General features: G+C 67.1%; 12 protein-coding genes and 2 pseudogenes. 1 reads left to right on the top strand and 13 read right to left on the bottom strand.

Translation table 11 applies throughout. From position 1 onward, the window contains the following. Positions 1-252: 252 nt before the first annotated feature. From NS3_RS08540 to NS3_RS28940, 3 genes are all read right to left on the bottom strand, one after another. Complete coding sequence (locus tag NS3_RS08540) at positions 253-1,380, bottom strand: hypothetical protein (RefSeq protein WP_067856383.1); 1,128 nt, start codon at positions 1,378-1,380, stop codon at positions 253-255. Positions 1,381-1,457: 77 nt separating this feature from the next. Next, a complete protein-coding gene (locus NS3_RS08535) occupies positions 1,458-1,823 on the bottom strand; it encodes a hypothetical protein (protein ID WP_067856381.1) in 366 nt (121 codons plus the stop codon). A gap of 8 nt (positions 1,824-1,831) precedes the next feature. Further along, positions 1,832-2,548 carry a hypothetical protein gene (locus NS3_RS28940; RefSeq protein ID WP_157101238.1) on the bottom strand — a complete coding sequence of 239 codons (717 nt, stop codon included), beginning with the start codon at positions 2,546-2,548 and terminating at the stop codon, positions 1,832-1,834. 476 nt (positions 2,549-3,024) lie between these two features. On the opposite strand from NS3_RS28940, the pseudogene NS3_RS28340 reads away from it, so the two are divergent. Next, positions 3,025-3,285: pseudogene (locus NS3_RS28340) on the top strand (transposase); the annotation flags it as partial. A 495-nt stretch (positions 3,286-3,780) separates the two neighbouring features. Here NS3_RS28340 and NS3_RS08520 read toward each other — a convergent pair. The 10 genes and pseudogenes from NS3_RS08520 to NS3_RS30510 form a co-directional block, all read right to left on the bottom strand. Continuing rightward, positions 3,781-5,418, bottom strand: a complete 1,638-nt coding sequence (locus tag NS3_RS08520) for a long-chain-fatty-acid--CoA ligase (RefSeq protein WP_067856375.1) — start codon at positions 5,416-5,418, stop codon at positions 3,781-3,783. Positions 5,419-5,488: 70 nt separating this feature from the next. Then, positions 5,489-6,754, bottom strand: coding sequence for a wax ester/triacylglycerol synthase domain-containing protein (locus NS3_RS08515; RefSeq protein WP_084495182.1), 1,266 nt, complete (start codon positions 6,752-6,754; stop codon positions 5,489-5,491). After that, positions 6,751-7,920 (bottom strand): acyl-CoA dehydrogenase family protein, encoded by a 1,170-nt coding sequence (locus NS3_RS08510; RefSeq protein WP_067856372.1) that lies wholly within the window; start codon positions 7,918-7,920, stop codon positions 6,751-6,753. The genes NS3_RS08515 and NS3_RS08510 overlap by 4 nt, the downstream gene beginning before the upstream one ends. Continuing rightward, positions 7,917-8,168 carry an acyl carrier protein gene (locus NS3_RS08505; protein ID WP_067856369.1) on the bottom strand — a complete coding sequence of 84 codons (252 nt, stop codon included), beginning with the start codon at positions 8,166-8,168 and terminating at the stop codon, positions 7,917-7,919. The genes NS3_RS08510 and NS3_RS08505 overlap by 4 nt, the downstream gene beginning before the upstream one ends. A gap of 112 nt (positions 8,169-8,280) precedes the next feature. Next, positions 8,281-9,648, bottom strand: coding sequence for a lysine N(6)-hydroxylase/L-ornithine N(5)-oxygenase family protein (locus NS3_RS08500; protein WP_067856366.1), 1,368 nt, complete (start codon positions 9,646-9,648; stop codon positions 8,281-8,283). Beyond that, positions 9,641-11,194, bottom strand: coding sequence for a pyridoxal phosphate-dependent decarboxylase family protein (locus NS3_RS08495; RefSeq protein ID WP_373865287.1), 1,554 nt, complete (start codon positions 11,192-11,194; stop codon positions 9,641-9,643). Before NS3_RS08495 ends, NS3_RS08500 begins: the two co-directional genes overlap by 8 nt. A gap of 129 nt (positions 11,195-11,323) precedes the next feature. After that, entirely contained in the window at positions 11,324-12,802 is a 1,479-nt protein-coding gene (locus tag NS3_RS08490; protein ID WP_067856363.1) for an amino acid adenylation domain-containing protein, read from the bottom strand. Next, complete coding sequence (locus NS3_RS08485; RefSeq protein WP_084495180.1) at positions 12,799-15,228, bottom strand: penicillin acylase family protein; 2,430 nt, start codon at positions 15,226-15,228, stop codon at positions 12,799-12,801. Before NS3_RS08485 ends, NS3_RS08490 begins: the two co-directional genes overlap by 4 nt. After that, entirely contained in the window at positions 15,225-17,042 is a 1,818-nt protein-coding gene (locus NS3_RS08480) for an IucA/IucC family protein (RefSeq protein WP_067856360.1), read from the bottom strand. Before NS3_RS08480 ends, NS3_RS08485 begins: the two co-directional genes overlap by 4 nt. Before the next feature lie 44 nt (positions 17,043-17,086). After that, a pseudogene (locus tag NS3_RS30510) lies at positions 17,087-17,623 on the bottom strand (GNAT family N-acetyltransferase); the annotation flags it as partial. Between the last annotated feature and the right edge of the window lie 38 nt (positions 17,624-17,661).

Below are 17,661 nucleotides of genomic sequence, written 5' to 3'. Positions count from 1 at the left end.
GCCGATGTCAACGGCCATTCGTAAGCCCCCGCTGGTGGCCGGCAGCTTTCTGCTCCGCGACCAGGCGGCGGAAGTTATGGGGTGAGCCTTCGTAGCCGGCAGCGCGGGCGATCGGCAGCGGCCACACCAATATCGCCGCCGCGCTACGCGCACGACTTCACCCGGCCGTTCGAACTACTACTGAGCTGCTGAAAGGAGACTTTGACGGAGCCCTGGCCCGGATACAACCACCTCATACCTAACAAAGCACTATTAGGAGGGCGATGCAATGGTGCTCTCCCACCACACTAGGTTTTCGAACCCGTATCGGCTCGCACCGAAATCGACAACCACTTTGTCTGGCACCTCATATTCAGCAGCGGAGAAGGTCGGAACGGCCCCTCCCGGCGCGTAGTCGAGCGCCTGGGTGATCTTGCCGATCATTGTCGTGATCGACTCGTGCCGAGCAGCGGATGCTGCTTTCAGAGTATCGACTGCCGTGACGATCTGCGATCTATAGGACTCGTTCATCGGCCGATCGATGAGTTGAGCCCAGCCTCCGAGCGGGAGAGTGAAGTTCAGGAAGGTCATCGGCTGGGACAGCCCGCTGCTCAAGGCCATCGCCTGGTTGTAGACCAGACGTTCGAGGCAAGCCCCACCGTTGGTGACGATCTTCGCCACGACGTCCAGATCGGAGCTGCGGGTGGACAGGGCCTGCCCGAGGGCAGTCGCACTCGTCGCAAAGGACTCCGCAGTGTTCCCGGACCAGCTGCCCTGCAACCACCGGACGCCGCTGGACAGGTTTTCCGACGCCACGAAGTCATTGAAGCCGAGCTGTCGAATCCGACTGCCCAGCGCCTCCAACCTCTCCCAATCCGAGGCCAGCGGGACGAGATAGTCTGCTGTCGGCTTGATCCCGATCGCCCCGTACAGCGGATCATCGAAGTGTGCGAGCAGCTCGATAGCCGAGTCGACCACCTTGCGCACGGTGAACTGACTGTCCTCGATTGCTGGCAGTGTAGGCAACTGCAGACCCGCGTATCGGGTGACTCCGATAGCTTCCGACAGCCCAGTGGTCGCTTGATCAATCATCGTGCTCGCAGCGAGGGTCGAGATCGCGTGTGCGGAAGCATTGTCGGTTCCCTGAAACTGACGTGAAGCTGTGGACAGGCTGGACCGGTAGGAAGACAAGCTGGTCAAGTCCTGCTGATACGACGTGGCCAACCTTGCCTGAAGGTTCTCGACCGACGATGTCAGCGTGGCGAGTAACCCGGTCGTGCCACTGGGTATTGATAATTCCGAAAGCATGCGCGAGGCATTGGAGGAGAAGTTCATTCCAAGGTCCTGCAGGTCCAGCCCGAATCCCTCGAGACTGGCCACCTGCACGGTGAAGTCATTCATAGGTTCCCCCCTCAGGGCCCGGCGACAACGTTCGGTTCGAACTCGCATCCCCTTCCGATCCGGCCACTTCCACCCGGTCAGTCCGGTGCAAATCCGTTGGTTTCGAATGAGATCACCATAGCAGCAACTGCGGCCGAGCCCAGGACGAAAACTACCGTGAACACCAGCGCGAAGACCCGGAGTCGACGCCAGAAAGACAATGCCGATCCGATGGAAATCACGACAAGTATCGGAATCATCCACGTTGCCCAGTACCACATCGATATCGGTTCCGTTTCGCCTCGATATTTTTTGGGAACCGGTGTGAGTTCGGGAACATCAAAAACGTTCTGCAGCCACGCAACCACAGGGAAATAGACGAGCACCGCCAATATGCCACCAGTGATGACACCCACGATCGAGGGCATCAGCGCGTTTTCCGACCTGCTGCTCTTGTCAGTCATGCCTCTACCTACCTCGAGCCCGACCATGCATGTACCGAACTCTCCCCTTGCACAAGGAACGGCTTGGCAAGTCCGAGTTGCTCGCTCTGTGCCATTGTGTTCACCGCAGACTGCGCCATATTCCCGTAATCGGAGTCCTCGTGAAAGTTGTAAATGTCGCAGATGTGGGACTGCTGCCGGAGTTCGATTTGGTGCGAATTGATCTCTCCCGGCCGAGCGATCACCACGGTAGTCGAAGCCATGCTGTAGCGGCCAATCGATTGAACATTATCGTTCGAACTTCCGGCGACGACCACCCAGTCGGTGGACAAGATTACCTTGACGGGATTCTGGGTCCTGTCCACTTCGGCGATCGCTCTCCTTATCGTAGCCTCCTTGTTGTCGGCAACTACTACAGGGCAAGTTGAAATTTTTGGATCACCGTATGCGTTGCTGTCCTCTGCAATCCAGCGGTCAACGGTTGATTCATCCAGGTAATAGTCGTCACCAGTCCTCCGATAGTAGTGATCGAACAACTTTTTGGCGATCGGACGGTCTCTCACGTCAAAGTATGCCCCCACCGAGGCTGCTTGGACCAGATTGGCCTGAGTCAATTCGCCGGTGAGGTCCGAAAGTGTATCGTAATTACTCAGATCGACCGTCGGATAATTTGGATGAATAGATGTATCGTAACTACGAATGGTCGGCGTCTGCCCGTTCTCGGCATTCTGGACTTCCTCGTACATCACACCCCCCTTGCTGCATCAACCCTGCGCGCATTAATTGCACGCTGCTCGAGCGCCCCGACTATACTTTATTGGTGTCCACTGGTCAATTCGACGGCATGACCAGTCTTGTCGTAGTGACGGGGACGGCGTCAGCCGTAGAGACGCTCGCGCGTCTCGAGCACCCGCGGCAGATCTGCGGCCAGCATACGAATCCACTCGATGAAAACGTGTCCCCACTTCTCTGTAGCGGACGATTTCGGCATAGATCCAGAAATGGGGATCGCCCGAAGCGGGATCCTCCCCGCGTAAATCGTAGAACATGTACCCCAGATGCGTTTGAAAATGAATGCATCGGCATATGGTGAGAAATCCTCGGAGTAGTCGTCCTCTGGGATCTCCTGTGCGATCGTCTTCGCTGCGCGAAGCCAGTCGTAGAGCCTCTAACGGGCTCGCTCGGATAGCGGCGGTCATGCTGTAGTGCAGTATCTTTCGTCGTGGCAGCACCGTGGATCGTGAATGACGAGTTATGGTCGGTTATCGAACCTCTACCACCGATCAAACCTGCCGGGACACCGGGCCCGGCCCAGCATGATCCACGGTTGGTGTTTCAGGGGATCTTGTTCGTGTTGTTCACCGGCATCGGATGGGAAGATTTACCCCAGGAACTCGGGTTCGGATCCGGGATGACGTGCTGGCGTCGGTTGCGGGACTGGCAAGCCGCCGGGGTGTTCGAACAGATGCATCAAGCGGTCTTGCGCGAAGGCGCCCCGATCTTGGTGCTGTCGGCGTCCGCAGGTGGTTGATACTGCGTTCCACGCTGGATCTGTGAGCGCTGATCTCCTGAGCGGCCCGGATCTGGCAGCCCGCGGTGATCTTGTGCAGGATGAACATCAGCCGTGTCGCGGGGGGTGAGGTCGCGGCGGCGCAGGGTGTCGAATCGACGGTGGTGAGGTCATCGAGAATCAGGCGGAGGCGGGGCAGGTGTTCGCCGAGTGCGGGGCGGGTGGCGGGGGGCAGGTCGATGAGTTCGGACAGCTCGGTGGGTGTTCCAGCGGCGGCCGTGAGGTCCGCTGTGGACGACGACTGGGACGATGGCGGGCAGGGTACGGGCGTCGGGGCGCTCCGCAATGCACTGGTCGATCCCCCGAAGATCCGGAACGCGGTGGGTAATCCACCCCTGAACTCGCTTGGCGGGTCAAGGATTCGGGTAAGGGCCGCAACGCGTGCGGCGCGGCGATTCGAGGAGACGATCAGGCCGTGATCAGGCTCGCCGACGCCGCGCGGCGCAGCTTGCCCGAGGGCGTCTTGGGCAGCGCTCCCTTGCCGACGATGGTCACCACAGCGGGGGCGATCCCCACATCGTCATAGACCGCCCGGGCGACCTCCTTGCGGATGCGCTCGGACTCCTCCGCATCGCCCGCCGCGTCGGATTCGGCGATGACGGCGATGCCCTCGCGCGCCATCGACGGCAGTTTGACCGCGAGCGCCGCCACGCCGCCCGCGCGCACGCCCGGGATCACGCCCGCGGCGCGCTCCACCACGACCGGGGAGATGTTGCGGCCCGCGACGATGATGATGTCCTTCTTGCGACCGCTCACCACCGCTTCGCCGTCGGCGGTCAGGTAGCCGAGGTCGCCGGTGTCGAGCCAGCCGTCGGCGTCGACGGCCGCGACGAAACCGTCCGGGCCGAGGTAGCGGCGGGTGACCGCCTCGCCGCGCACCTGGAAGGTGCCGATGTGGTCGGCGGGCAGGGGGTTGCCCTCCTCGTCGACGACCCGCATCTCGAGGCCGGGGACCGGCGGGCCGAGCCGCACGACCGTCCGTTCGCGCCCGATGTCCTCGCGCGCGGCGATGTTGTCGCGCTCGGCGCGGTCGGCGTCGATGACGTCGACGGTGTAGCGCTGGTCGTGGGCGCTGAACGACACCGCCAGCGTGGTCTCGGCCATGCCGTAGGCGGGCATCATGGCTTCCGGCTTGACCCCGAAACGCGCGCCCTCGGTGAGGAATTCCTCGACCACCCCGGTGTCGATGGCCTCCGCGCCGTTGACCGCGACGCGCAGCTTCGACAGGTCGTAAGCGCCGTCGGGCGCCCGGCGCAGGCGGCGGGCGAGCACGGAGTAGGCGAAGTTCGGGGCGGCGGTGAAGGTTCCGCCGAAGCGGGTGAACAGCTCGGCCCAGGACAGCGGGTTCTTCAGGAAGGCCATCGGCGTGGTGATCACCGTGGTCGTCCGGGCGAACATCGGGGTCATCAGGGTGCCGATCATGCCCATGTCGTGGTAGAGCGGCAGCCAGCTGACCGCGACGTCGTCGGTGCGGAAGTCCGCGGCCTGCACGATGGCCTGCTGATTCGCCCACAGGTTGCGATAGGTGATGGCGACCGCCTTCGGGACACCGGTGGTGCCGGAGGTCAGCTGCAGCACCGCGAGATCGTCCTCGTCGGTGTCGACGGCCTCGATCCGGCTCGTCCCGGCGCGGATCTCGTCGATCGAGACGATCGGCGCGCCGAGATCGAGTTCGCGCACGGCGTCGAAGAAGGGCTGTCCCACCGCGACCGCCCGCGCGCCGAGCATCCGCACCACCTCGCGGCAGTCGGCGAGCCAGGTCTCGAGGTTGGTGCGCGGAGTGGGCTGGTGCAGCATCGTGAACGCCGCGCCGCGCATCCAGGTCGCCTGCACCGTCACGGTGACGTCCTCGGCGCCACCGGCGAGGATCGCCACCGAATCACCGGGCCCGACCCCGGCGCCGGCCAGGCCCGCGGCGGCCGCGCCCGCCGCCGAGCGCACCTGCGCCCAGGACAGGAACGACAGCTCCGACGAACTCTCACCGCTCCACAGACCGGTGTCCTCGGGCGCGGGCTGCCGGAACAACAGGTCGGTAATTCTGCTCATCGGTACTTTCTCATCTCAGTCTGCGGTGAAGGCTGCGGTACTGCGGGATCGGTGTGCGCGGTGCCGTGATTCAGGACGTCGGCGCGGCCTCGGCCAGCACACGACCGAAGGTCTCCACGAAGGTGGCGGCGTATCCGTCCGACAGCGCGACCGGGTCGGTGACGACGCCGAAGGAGGTGCGGTTGCCCAGGATCAGGCAGGTCACCGAGAACGAGTAGCCGACCAGCGGGGACAGCGGTGTCAGCTCGGTGATCTTCTTGCCCAGCACGGCCCTGATCCGGGAGAAGCCGGGATTGATGCCGATGTGGATGTCGGGGGCCATCCGGGCCATCGAGGCGATGGTGATGGCACGCTGCAGCGGCCACGGCGCCTTGGGGCCGTTGTCGGTGGCGGCCAGCGACAGGTGCGGCTTGCGTTCCTCGATCAGCGTCAGCTCGGCGCGGGCGCGTTCGATCTGCGCGGCCAGATCCGATTCGGCGCCGGGCAGATTGAGCAGCGAGACCAGCACGGCGTTGCCGGTGTGCCGGAACGCCTCGTCGTGGGTCACCGGCAGGGTCACCCGCAGGATCTCGCCGCCCGCTTTGCCGGGCGGCGGGGTCAGGTTCAGCGCCCGGCCGACCGCGGCGAGCACGAACTCGTGCACGGTCGCGCCGTTGTGCTTGGCGGCGCGGCGCAGATCGCGGGTGGATACCCCGGTCATGGCGACTTCGCGGCGACCGCTCTTGGTGAGTTTCGGCCAGCCACGCCCGGCCTGACCGGCGGTCCACTGCTCGCCGAAGGCAGCCTTGGACGCCGCGAACTGTTCGGGATCGATCTCGGTGATCCGGTAGCGCGGGCTGGTGGCGAAACGCTCGAACTCGGTGAGTTCCTCGGGCGTCCCGTCGGCGACCAGGGCGGCGAAGGCCGCGCCCGCGATGCCGTCGGAGACGCTGTGGTGCACGCGCAGCACGATGTGCTGGGCGCCGGACGCGTGCGGGGTGAACAGCGTGATGTGCCACATCGGCGCCGGGCGGGGCAGCGGCTGTTCGTGCAGGACGGCGATGCGCCGGAACAGGTCGGCGTCGTCGGTGTACTCGGCATGCGCGACCTGGGCCTGCACGTCGACCTCGGCGGCCAGCTCGACCCGCGGCCTGCGCCAGCGGCCTTCGCGGATACCGAGCCGGAACAGGTCGAACAGCGTGCCGCGCTCGCGCACCCGCGCGCGCAGATCGTCGATCGACAGGTGCTCGCCGTCTTCGGCGAGGACCATGACCATCGCCCAGTGCATCGGACTGGTCTTGGTGTCCAGATGCAGATAGGTGTGGTCGGGCGGGGCGAGTTCGACAGGACTGGTCACTGTGGCACCTGACTCTTGTAGAGCTTCTCGTAACGTTCGTTGTCGGGCTTCATGCCCGCCGCGACCAGCTCCCACAGCACCTCGTCGGTGCCGCCGCCGACACGGGCCAGCTTCATGTCGCGCCACCAGCGCCCCACCGGGGTCTCGGACTCGAGATAGCCTGAGCCGCCGAAGATGTGCAGGCATTCCGAGGCCACCTCGACGCCGAGGTTGGCGGCGGTCGCCTTGAGCGAGGCGGCGGTGCGCAGGTTGATCTTGCCCTCCGCGGCGACGCCTGCCAGGCCGTAGCGCAACAGGTCCACCCGCGACTGCAGGTCCGCGACGCGCAGGCGCAGCGCCTGGTGGTCGAACAGTCGCTTGCCGAACTGGCTGCGGTGCATCATCCGCGCCAGCGTCACGCCGATCATGGCCTCGCAGTTGGCCGCAATCTGGCCCGCGACCGAATAGCGTTCGTGCGCCAGGCCCCAGCTGATCACGGCCAGGCCGGTGCCCGGACGCGCCAGCAGGTTCTCCTCGGGCACCCAGGTGTCGATGGTGACCGGGGCGGTGTCCAGCGGTCCCGCGCCGAGCTTGGCGTAGGGCGTTCCGATGACGACCTGCGAGGTCGGCACGATCACCAGCGCCACATTGCCGTGCGCGACAGCGCTGCTCGCGCCCGAGTCGGCGGTGGCCGCACCGTCGACATGCCGGCAGACGACCATGATGTAGTCCGCGATCGGCGAGAGCGAGACGAATTTCTTCACGCCCCGCACCCGGTAGCCGCCGTTCTCGGCCTCGAGGGTGGTCGCGACATTCTGCAGATCCGAGCCACCGGATTCCTCCGAGGCCGCGATGCAGAGCACCTTCTCCACGCTGATCGCCTGCTCGGCCAGCGTGCGCTGGAAGTCGTTGCGCGCGAAGCGACGCAGCATGGCGATGGCCGAATCGTGCAGGCTCACACCGACGGCGATGCCCGCCGACTGCAACGATCCGAGCCGCAGCGCCAGGGCGAAGTGCATACCCAGGTCGGTGAGCTTGCGGTCGGACCACTTACGGGCGAACACGCCCGCCGCGCCCAGGTGCTCGAGCAGTTCCCTGGGGAACTTCTCCTCCCGCTCGGCCTGCTCGGTCCATGCCACGACGCGATCGTCGAAGACCGTGTCGAGCAACTCGTCGTAGGACGTCACTTCGCGACGCTGCCTGCCTTCGAGCGGATGAGATCCTCGAGGTCGCCGACCGAGGCAGCCTCGGACATCTCGCGCTCGCTCAGCTGCACACCCAGGCGCTCCTCGATGGCGACCACGCCGATGGCGAACGCGACGGAATCCAGACCGAGGTCCTCGATCAGCAGCGACGAGCGAGTGAGTTGCGCGAGCGGCAGGTCGAGATCCTCTTCGAGGATGCTGTCGAGCGTTTCACGGATATGGTCGGACATTCGAGAACTTCTCCTTCACAGGCGAACCGGATACTTCCGGGAGCCGGACACCGTCGGGGCCGAGCAAACACTAATCGACACCTGGATGGTCAGGCAAGGCAAACCTAACTAACTACTGCTCGTCCACGACGTCTTCGCCGTCGGCGGCGAAGCTGGTGAACGCGGTGTTGCGCTGCAGGCGATAGACCTCGCGACCGAGCACCGTGTTGAGGATCTTGGCGTTGCGCATGGCGCCGATGTCGAGGTTGGGTGCGGACACACCGACCGCGTGCGCCTCGGCATTGACGACGAAGAGCCGGTCCGCCAGCGCGCCGTCGGCGGCCACCGAATGATTCGACTCGACGACCAGCCGGTCCCGCGAATCCCGATGCAGCCGATCGACCACCGGCGCGAGGAAGTCCGGCTTGCGCTGCTGGTAGCCGGTGCAGGCGATGACCAGATCGGCGGTGTGCGCCAGTGCCTTCCCGGTGTCCAGGTGCTGACCGCGGACCCGCAGCCGGCCGTCGCCGAGGGTGTCGATGCGCTCGACCGCGACGCTCTGGCGCAACCGTACCGGCTGCAGTTTCTCCAGCAACTGCCTGCGGTAGAGCAGGTCGTGCAGCCGCGCCAGCGTCTCGGTGGAGATGCCCTTGTGGAACTGCCAGTGCTGCGCGCGCACCCGATCACGGGCGTCCTCGGGCAGCGAATGGAAGTAGTCCATGTACGCCGGGGTCGTCATCTCGAGCGAGAGCTTGGTGAAGTCCAGCGGCGCGAACCACGGGGTGCGAGTCCACCAGGTGACCGCCGGGCCGCCGCGCAGGTTCTCCTCGAGCAGGTCGATGACGATCTCGGCGCCGGACTGGCCGGAACCGATCACCGTCACCGAGTCCGCGGCGTGCGCGGTGTCGGAGTGGAACAGGTACTGCGAGCTGTGGATCAGGGCGGGCGAGTCGGTGGTCAGCGCGGGCGGGATCACCGGCTCGGTGCCGATGCCGACCACCACGTGCCTCGCGTGGATCACCGAGGCCGTGCCCCCAGAAGTTACCGAGGCTGCGCCTCCAGAAGCCACCGAGGCTGTGCTTCCAGAAGTCACCGAGACCTCGAACAACTCCAGCTCGTCGTTCCAGCGCACCTGCTCGACGGTGGTGCGCCAGCGCAGCGAGTCCAGTTGCGCGACAACCCACAGCAGATAGGCCTCGTACTCGCGCCGGGTGGGGAAGAAGTCCTCGCGCACCAGGAACGGGTAGAGCCGGTCGACATCGGCCAGGTAGGCCAGGAACGACAGCGGGTGGCGGGGGTCCACCAGCGAGACCAGGTCGGACAGGAAGCTCACCTGGAGCTTGGCCTCGTCGAACATCAGGCCGGGATGCCAGCGGAACTCCTCGGCCGAGTCCACCACGAGTACGTCGGCGTCCTCGACCGTCGACGCCAGCGCCGCCAGACCGAGATTGAACGGACCGCAGCCGATCGCGAGAATGTCTACCGATTCGATGTCACTCATGGACCTTCACCATTTCCTCGACACTGTGTTCCAGACCTTCTGATTCCACTTCCAGGGCGATGCGCAGGATGTCGTCGAACAGCGCGTCGATGTCCTTCTCGGTCGCCTCGGGATTGAGCAGCGTGAGCTTGAGGCAGGTGCGCGGCTCACCCTCGCCGTGGACGCGCACCTGGGTGCGACCGATGAGCGCCTTGCCCGAATCGATCAGACGGCGGCGCACTTCGCCGTTGACCTGATCCAGATCCAGGTCTTCGCAGCGGTAACGGAACACCACCGTGGTCAGGGTGACCGGGGCGACCAGGTCCAGCTGCAGTTCGGTGGCGATCCGGCGCTCGGCGTGCAGGGCCAATTCGTGGCAGGTGTCGAGCATCTCGCCGAGTCCTTCGCGGCCGTAGGCCAGGAAGGTGGCGGCGACTTTGAGCACGTCGGGGCGGCGGGTGGTCTGCAGGGTCTGGCCGAGCAGTCCGCCGTAGCCGGCCTCCACGTCGTCGTCGGGATTGAGGTAGGCCACCGAGCGGTTCAGCGAGGCGAAGCGCTGCTGGTCGGCCAGCAGCAGCACGCTGGCCGCGGCCGGCTGCCAGCCGACCTTGTGCAGATCCAGGGTGATCGAGTCGGCGCGTTCGACGCCGGTCAGCAGATGCGAAAGGTTGCCGGAGAACAGCGAACCGAAGCCGTAGGCCGCGTCGACGTGCATCCACACGTCGTGCCGGGCGGCGATCTCGGCGATAGCCGGCAGCGGATCGATGCTGCCGAAATCGGTGGTGCCCGCGGTCGCCACGATCGCGATCGGGGTGTGATCGGCGCTGTAGCGCTCCAGCAGTTCCTCGAGCGCCTCGGGGATCATCCGGTGGTCGGAGTCGACCGGCACCGCGATGGCCGCGGCCTCGCCCAATCCCAGTGCGGCGCAGGCGCGATGCACGGAGAAGTGCGCCACCCGCGAGCAGAACACCACCGGTCGCGGCAGCGCGCTGACCCCGTTCTGGCGGACATCCACGCCGCGCCGCGCCGCACCGTAGTCACGGGCGACCAGCAACGCCAGCAGGTTCGAGTAGGAACCGCCGGGGCCGAACACGCCGCCCGCGGCGTCGGTGAGACCGGCCAGCCGGGCCAGCGACTTGATGGTCCACTGCTCGATGCCCAGCGTCGCCGGGCCGGAGTCGTAGGTGTCCAGCGACGCGTTGGAGGCGCTGGCCAGCGCGTCGGCGACCACGGACACGGTCAGCGCGGGCGGCTGCAGGTGCGCCGCGCACTGCTTGTGGGTCAGGTCGAGGCCGTAGCGGGCGACCAGGTCGGCCACCTGCTCGAGCGCGGCCTCCGCACCGATTCCGGCGGCGGGAATCTGTTCCGGGCCCAGCACGTCCGCCACGGCGGCCAGCACCGTGGCCGGATCACCCGCGGGCAGGGGGAATCCGTGATGGCGGCCATCGACTACGGCGGCGACGCGGGTCAAGCCGGCGCCGACTTCCGCCCAGCCGTCGCCAGGGCGGGAGAACTTCGACGCCTGCCCCCACGGGAAGACAATTTCTTGTGACACGGACAGCCCCATCAGGTAATTCGGATAAAGAGCGGTCGAGCGGTACCGAGTGGTCGCTCAACCGGTGGTCGCGCGGTGGGTCATTCCGGCCCCGGCAGGCCGGGCACACCGCGGTGATCGCTTGTTTTCGAGGCGGGACGGCTAGATGACTTCGGGTTCGCGAAGCGCCGAGACCAGCTGTCCCACTTCGATGTCGAGACGGTCCGGGATCCGCTCGATCAGTCCGGTCAGCAGCGCGGCGGCGCGGTGCGCGAATTCCTCGTCCACGATCCCGGTCTGGTAATCCACCTCCAGGTGCACCCGCTCGTCGGCTCCGATCTCGAAAGCTCCGATCTCGAAAGCGAAAGTGAGCGGGTAGTTGCCGACCCCGTTGAACACCGAACGGCACGACACCGACGCGCCCTCGGGCACCGGGATGCCGCGCAGCGGCGCGTTGCGCACCGAGGCCATGATCTCGGCGACCGGGAAACGCCCGCCCGCCCCGCGCAGCGCGGTGAGGACGGCGCCGTAATCGACCGTGGAGTACTCCATCGCCGCGTAGACCGCGGCCACCCCCGAGCGCAGCGCCTCGCGCAGGTTCGATGTGGGGTCGAAGGTGAAGCGCATCGGCACGATATTGCCGCTGTAGCCGACACGGTCGGGTGTGTCACCGGGCCTGCGGTTGTCGGTGGGCACCAGCAGCACGTGGTCGGCGGCGCCGGTGAGCGCGTAGACGCCGAGCGCGCAGATCGCGATGTAGAGCGCGTTGCTGGTGGCGCCGACCTCACGAGCCACCTCGTCGAGTGCGGTTCGGTGCTCGGGGGCGACCGGCGCGTACAGCTTCGCGCCGGGCCTGTCGTCCATCGGCGACAGCCAGCTCTCCTCGGCGCCGAGGGCGGGCAGATCTCCCGACAACGGGAAGCGCACATCCTCGGCAGCCCAGGTCCGCTGGGCGTGACGCAGCGCGTCCTCGACGGCGGCGACCGGGCGATCGGCGGCCGACTGCCCGTCGGCCCCGGCCTGCTCCGGCCACGCCCCGGTGGTGAGGGTGCCCAGCAGCGCGGGCCAGGAGGTGTCGTCCACGGCCAGGTGGTGCACGACCAGGATCATGGTGACACCGCCGTCGGCGCGGGAGTACAGACGCACCCGCAGCGGCGGTTCCTTCGTCAAGGCGAACGGGGATCTGGCGAGCACGTCCGCGGCGGCGAGCACACCGTCGCGATCGGTGCGGCCGTCGTAGGCCGGCAGCGTGCCGTACTCCCACACCCGGCCGCGGTCGGCCCAGCGGCCACGCACGCCGCTGGGCGTGCGGCGGGCGACGCCGTCCGCGCCGACGGTGACGATCGAGCCGAGCACCGCGGCTCTGCCGATCATCAGTTCCGTCGAGGCGACGAGAGCGTCGAGGGTGTAGGTGTCACCGAAATCCAGGACGAGGGCGATGTTGTGGGAGACCGAGTCCTGGTCGAACTCGTAGATCCGCCACATCCGGCGCTCGGCGATGCCGAACTCACCGGTACCCGGCTGCGCCCGGTTCGCCGTGGGCGCCGCCACGGTCCGGGCGGGGACGTGCTCGCCGGCGATCCCGGCCGCGGCCATCCGGCGGCGCAGCAGTGCCAGTCGCGCGTCGGTCAATGCGTTCATGCTTCTCCCAGCGTCGAGTCGTCGGTGGACTGCGGTGGTGTCGTCCGCTCGGCTCGGGCGAGCACGAAACTGTCGACGGGACCACCGGATTCGGCGGCCTCTTTCGGGACTCGGGTGAAGGCGTCCACCGTCGTCGCCCGCGCGCGCAGTGCCTGCCAGTCGCCCACGACGCCGACGAGTTCGCCCCGCGCCCACAGCCGGGCCTGGTCTTGGAAGTGGTCCGAGCGCGGATCGCCGCTGACGCCCAGCGGGACGATCCAGCGGCTCGCGTCGCGGTCGGCGAGATCCCAGATGTATCGCGCGGCCGAACCGAGGCTGCACGCGTGGGAGAAGCCGATCGCACTGGCATTGGCCATCACGCACTCGCCGTCGCCGCCCAGCGGCAGCCGGGCCGGGCGGATCTTCGCCGACAGTTCCGGGTGCGCCGGGGTGGCGCCCATCAGGTCCATACCGTGGATCGGTTGCAGCACATGGACGCTGCCCCAGGTCGGTGGGGTCTTCTGCTCGGCCAGGTGCGCCGCGACCGCTTCGATCGCCGCGGCCGCCACCACGGCGATGTCGACGCCGACGGCGGCGGCTCGGTGCACGACCGAGTCCAGCGCGGCCCCGAGCCGGGTCTCGACCACGAACCAGGGGTCGAACACGCGCGGGAAGCCGTGCGGGGCAGCCAGTCCGGCCAGCGCCTCGTGGCGGGCGATCGCCGAGACCAGGCGGGTGCGGACCTCGGCGAAGACGTAGGCGTCGACGCTGTCGGCGGCCATGGTGCGATCCCAGGCGAGCAGGCGCTCACGCACCTGCTCGGCGGCCGGAGTGAGACCGGTCAGCGAACCCAGCAGCGACAGCAGGGTCCGCGCGCCCTCCGACACCACATCGCGGTGGATCTCGGCGCAGTCGTCGACCGTGACCGGCGCATCGACCCGCTCCGCACCGCCTGGTTCCGTGCCTGCCTGGTTCGTGGTGAGCGTCAATCGGTCGAGCAGAGCCGCGATGCGCTCCGCGCGGTCGGGGGCCGCGCACTCGGTTGTGACCGGCTGTAGGGGCGCGGATGCGCGGATGCGCTGATTGGCGATCACCGCGTACGAGCCCACGGTCGCGTCGAAAGCGGTATCCGACACCGAGGCGGTGGCCCGCCCGCGCCACTGGTAGCGAGCGTCCCAGCCGGGCACCGGCAGCCAATAGTTCTCCGGCGCGCGCAGGGGCATGGCTCCGACCACGTGCCGGGTCAGCCTGCCCTCGACATCGGCGACGACGACGCGGTTGGCCGGTTCGACCCACTGCGTCAGCGCCTGCTCGACCTCGGGGACCGAACGGGCGAACAACAGATCCAGCGCGGAATCGAAGGTCGCGTCGGCATCGTCGAGCAGCGGGGTGCGCAGGCTGATGGCGAACGGCGCCTCCGGTCCACCGAAGACGACCGAGCCGTTGCCGGTGCCGATGATCTCCACCGAGACCGGGTCGCCGTCGCGCACGAGGATGTCCTCGCGGTGGGTCGTCGCGACGCGCGGGCCGTCGGCCGACTCGGCGAGCACATCCGCGCCCCTGCGGGTCAGGCGCTCGAAGTACAGGTCCTGGTAGTCGCCCATCGCATTGGTGATGCCCCAGGCCACCGGGCCGGCGTGGGCGAAGTGCGGAACCGCGGGCACACCGGCGAAAGCGAAACCGACGACGTCGAATTCGGGTGCGGCGAGGTGCACCTGCTGGTAGATGCCGGGCAGTTCCAGGAACCGATGCGGATCTCCCGCGATCAGCGGGGCGCCGGTGGCGGTGCGCGCGGCGGCCAGCCCCCAGGCATTGCTGCCCGACAGCGGTTCGCCGAAGGAGGTACGGTCCGGCTGCCCGGCGTCCGCGCCCGCGCCGAACTCGGCGAGCACCTCGGTCAGGAAGGCTTCGTCCGGGAGCGCGGGCACGCTCTCCCAGGACTCGTCCACGCCCTCGCAGTCGAACAGGCGCAGCGCGTCCCGACCGAGCGCCTTGCAGGCGTGCAGCCGCCACAACTTGGTGGTGAACCGGCCGAACAGAATGTGGTGGACGATGAAGATCGAGATCGGCGTCCACGGCTGCCACGGGGTGGGCCGATGGTCGAACTCGGTCAACTCGAGCGCCTCGGCGGTGTCGAGAGTGCTGTTGACGCCGTCGACGTAGGCCTGGACCAGACCGCGGGTGCGTTCGGAGGAAGCCTCGAAGATCCGCCGGGCGGCCGCGTCGATGCGGGCGCGGCGGGCGAACTCGTCCCAGCTCACGCCGACCGCGCCGACGATCTCGGCCGTGCGGCCCTCGGCGCGCAGCCGCAGGTATTCGAGCTGCCAGGCACGGTCGACGCCGCAGGCGTAGCCCTGGCCGAACAGCGCGCCGGTGGCCGAATCCGCGGTGATGTGCGCGATGCCGTGTGCGTCGCGGATGATCTCCACAGCGGGAGTGGCGCTCACGAGACCGACACCTCCGCTCGGCGGGCGGCGCGGTCGGCGGCGGGCCGGAACACCGCGATCGGGTTCACCAGTTCGTGGTCGGAGTCGACCAGCGTCGCGTACGAGTCGCCGAGAGCGACCATGCGGCGATTGTTCGTCAGCTGAAGACGGTTCATGTGGATGGCCTTGAAAGTGGGCGCGAACAGATCCCAGCGCCGGAATCGCTCGTCCAGATCCGGGTGGGTGTCCTGGAACTCGACGACGCTCTCGGCCACGACCGCCCAGAACGTCTCGTCGGCGACCAGTCCGCCGGCATGCAGGATCGCCGCGAGATGGCGCAGGTAATCGTCGAAGACGTCCGAGAGCACGCCCATATTGCGGATTTCGTCGGATTCCCGCGACACCGCCCGGCGGCAGCTCTCCGGCACCACGTCGGGATCGCAGAAGATGGTGACCTCTTCGCCGATGTCCTTGAGGATCGCCCGGACCGGGACACCGGAATCCAGCACGAGGATCAGGTTCTCGCCGTGCGGAGAGAACTTGAACTCGTACTTGTAGAGCAGGTAGATGATCGGGTGCAGATAGGACCGCAGGTAGCGGGCCAGCCAGTCCTCGGCGGGAATGCCCGAGGCGCGAATGAATTCCGCGACCAGTGGTGCGCCGGTATGGTCGATGTGCAGCAGGGCGGCCATCGTCGTCAACTGCTCATGCGGTTCGACCAGCGGAACGGGGCTCTCCCGCCACAGCGCCGAGAGCAGTTTCCGGTATTCCGAACCCGGCTGGGTGAGCTTGTCGAGCACGGTGTTGCGGTAACCGATCGCGGCGGTCTCGTAGATCATCTCGAAACCGATGGACCGGAGATATTCGTCGCCGCCGACCCGGCCGCGGATGTAGTCGTTGATCAGCGGGGTGGTCCGCATGTAATCGGCCGACATGCCGCGGGTGAAACCCATGTTCACGATCGACAGCGCCATCTTCACGTACTGGCGCTCGGGGTGGGTGGTGTTGAACAGGGTCCGGATGGACTGCTGCGGCTGGTACAGATCCCGGCCCTCGCCGACCTCGACGATCTTTCCTTCGGCGATGTCGAGCGCGTAGATCCGGGCGACCTTGTGCGCCCACTGCCAGGGATGCACCGGCATGTAGTAGTACTCGGCCGGATCCAGGCCGCGGCCGGTGAGCACCGCGTCGAACCGGGCGAGCGTTTCCTCGCCGAGTTCGGCCCGCACCAGGCTGTCGTAGCCGACGCCGGTGACGGCGGCGAATTCGGAGTTCGCCCGCGCCACGGCCACCCAGGTGAGCCGGAAGCGGTTGCCCTGTTCGGGGGCGTAGCGGGCGATGTCGTCGACGCTGAATCCGAGCCGGCCGGCATTGGCGACGATGCAGGGATGCCCCTCGGTCATCGTCGCCTCGATGGTCTGGAAATCCGAGACCGCCAGTTCCGCGGCGGTGATGCGGCGGGAATCATGCCTGCCCGCGCTGATCACCAGCGTGTTGGTGAATTCCTCCAGATATTCCGGCAGCGCTTCGCGTGGAATGCCGAGGAAATCACCGAGATCGACGAGCAGTTCCAGGGCGTCGACGCGCAACTGCTCGCCGTCGCGCACGCGCCGCATCGACCATTCGTCGATGTTCCAACTGTCCAGCGACAGGATCTCGGCGCGGAAACGGTATTCGGTGCGCCGGTCACCGGAATGGACCACGTACTCCCCCGGCGCCACCTCCACGGGCAGGATGTAGCGCTCGTGGCAGAACTCGGCGAGGATCTTGCGGGCGATGCGTAGGTGATAGGCCGGCCAGAACGACTGGCCTTCGACGAATCGCGGATCGCGCACGGCTGGGGAATGGCTGACGGATCGGGTGCTCACACTCTGCTCTCTCACGAATCGATCTGCGCCTGCGGCGTGATGATCCGCCCGTTGTCGGTCGCCCGCAGGAAGTCCTCCCGCGTGCAGTAACTCAGCCGCGCGATCTTGTCGGCCACCGGGTAGTCACCGGCGACGACGAAACCGACCGCGGCATTGAGCCGCTGCACATCGAGATTGCGCACGTCCGGCTCCACGACCACCCGCTGCGCGCCCGATTCGAAGAACGCGGTCCGCATGATGTGCAGCATCACGTTCGCGGTGAAGCCGGGCAGGCGCTTGTCGCTGGGCGAGACCAGCAGGTGCATGCCGATGTCACCGGGGACGTAGGTGTACCCGGTGCCGGGCTGTGCCAGATCGCCCACCGCCGGGTTGTAGAGCTCGAAGAAGAACGAGCGCTCCCCCTCGTAACTGCCCATCCGCAGACCGAATTCGGGCGAACCGCCGACCGTCGCGCTGTGCCGGATGAGCTCCGCCACCTCGGCGACGGTGCTGTCGAGCATCCCCCAGTAGCCCGACTTCGGATGGGTGAGCCACTCGTGCGCGATCACCGCGTCGAGTTCGACCGTCATCCGCCGGTGCTCGAACT

Origin of the sequence: Nocardia shimofusensis NBRC 100134 (assembly GCF_001613125.1) — a bacterium.
GTDB lineage: Bacteria > Actinomycetota > Actinomycetes > Mycobacteriales > Mycobacteriaceae > Nocardia > Nocardia shimofusensis.
This window is presented reverse-complemented; position numbering and strand designations above follow the sequence as displayed.

What these genes read in the sequence shown, in the direction of transcription:
- NS3_RS08540 (WP_067856383.1), bottom strand. Translation starts at nt 1,380, where the DNA reads ATGAATGACTTCACCGTGCAGGTGGCCAGTCTCGAGGGATTCGGGCTG.
- NS3_RS08535 (WP_067856381.1), bottom strand. Translation starts at nt 1,823, where the DNA reads ATGACTGACAAGAGCAGCAGGTCGGAAAACGCGCTGATGCCCTCGATC.
- NS3_RS28940 (WP_157101238.1), bottom strand. Translation starts at nt 2,548, where the DNA reads ATGTACGAGGAAGTCCAGAATGCCGAGAACGGGCAGACGCCGACCATT.
- NS3_RS08520 (WP_067856375.1), bottom strand. Translation starts at nt 5,418, where the DNA reads ATGAGCAGAATTACCGACCTGTTGTTCCGGCAGCCCGCGCCCGAGGAC.
- NS3_RS08505 (WP_067856369.1), bottom strand. Translation starts at nt 8,168, where the DNA reads ATGTCCGACCATATCCGTGAAACGCTCGACAGCATCCTCGAAGAGGAT.
- NS3_RS08500 (WP_067856366.1), bottom strand. Translation starts at nt 9,648, where the DNA reads ATGAGTGACATCGAATCGGTAGACATTCTCGCGATCGGCTGCGGTCCG.
- NS3_RS08495 (WP_373865287.1), bottom strand. Translation starts at nt 11,194, where the DNA reads ATGGGGCTGTCCGTGTCACAAGAAATTGTCTTCCCGTGGGGGCAGGCG.
- NS3_RS08490 (WP_067856363.1), bottom strand. Translation starts at nt 12,802, where the DNA reads ATGAACGCATTGACCGACGCGCGACTGGCACTGCTGCGCCGCCGGATG.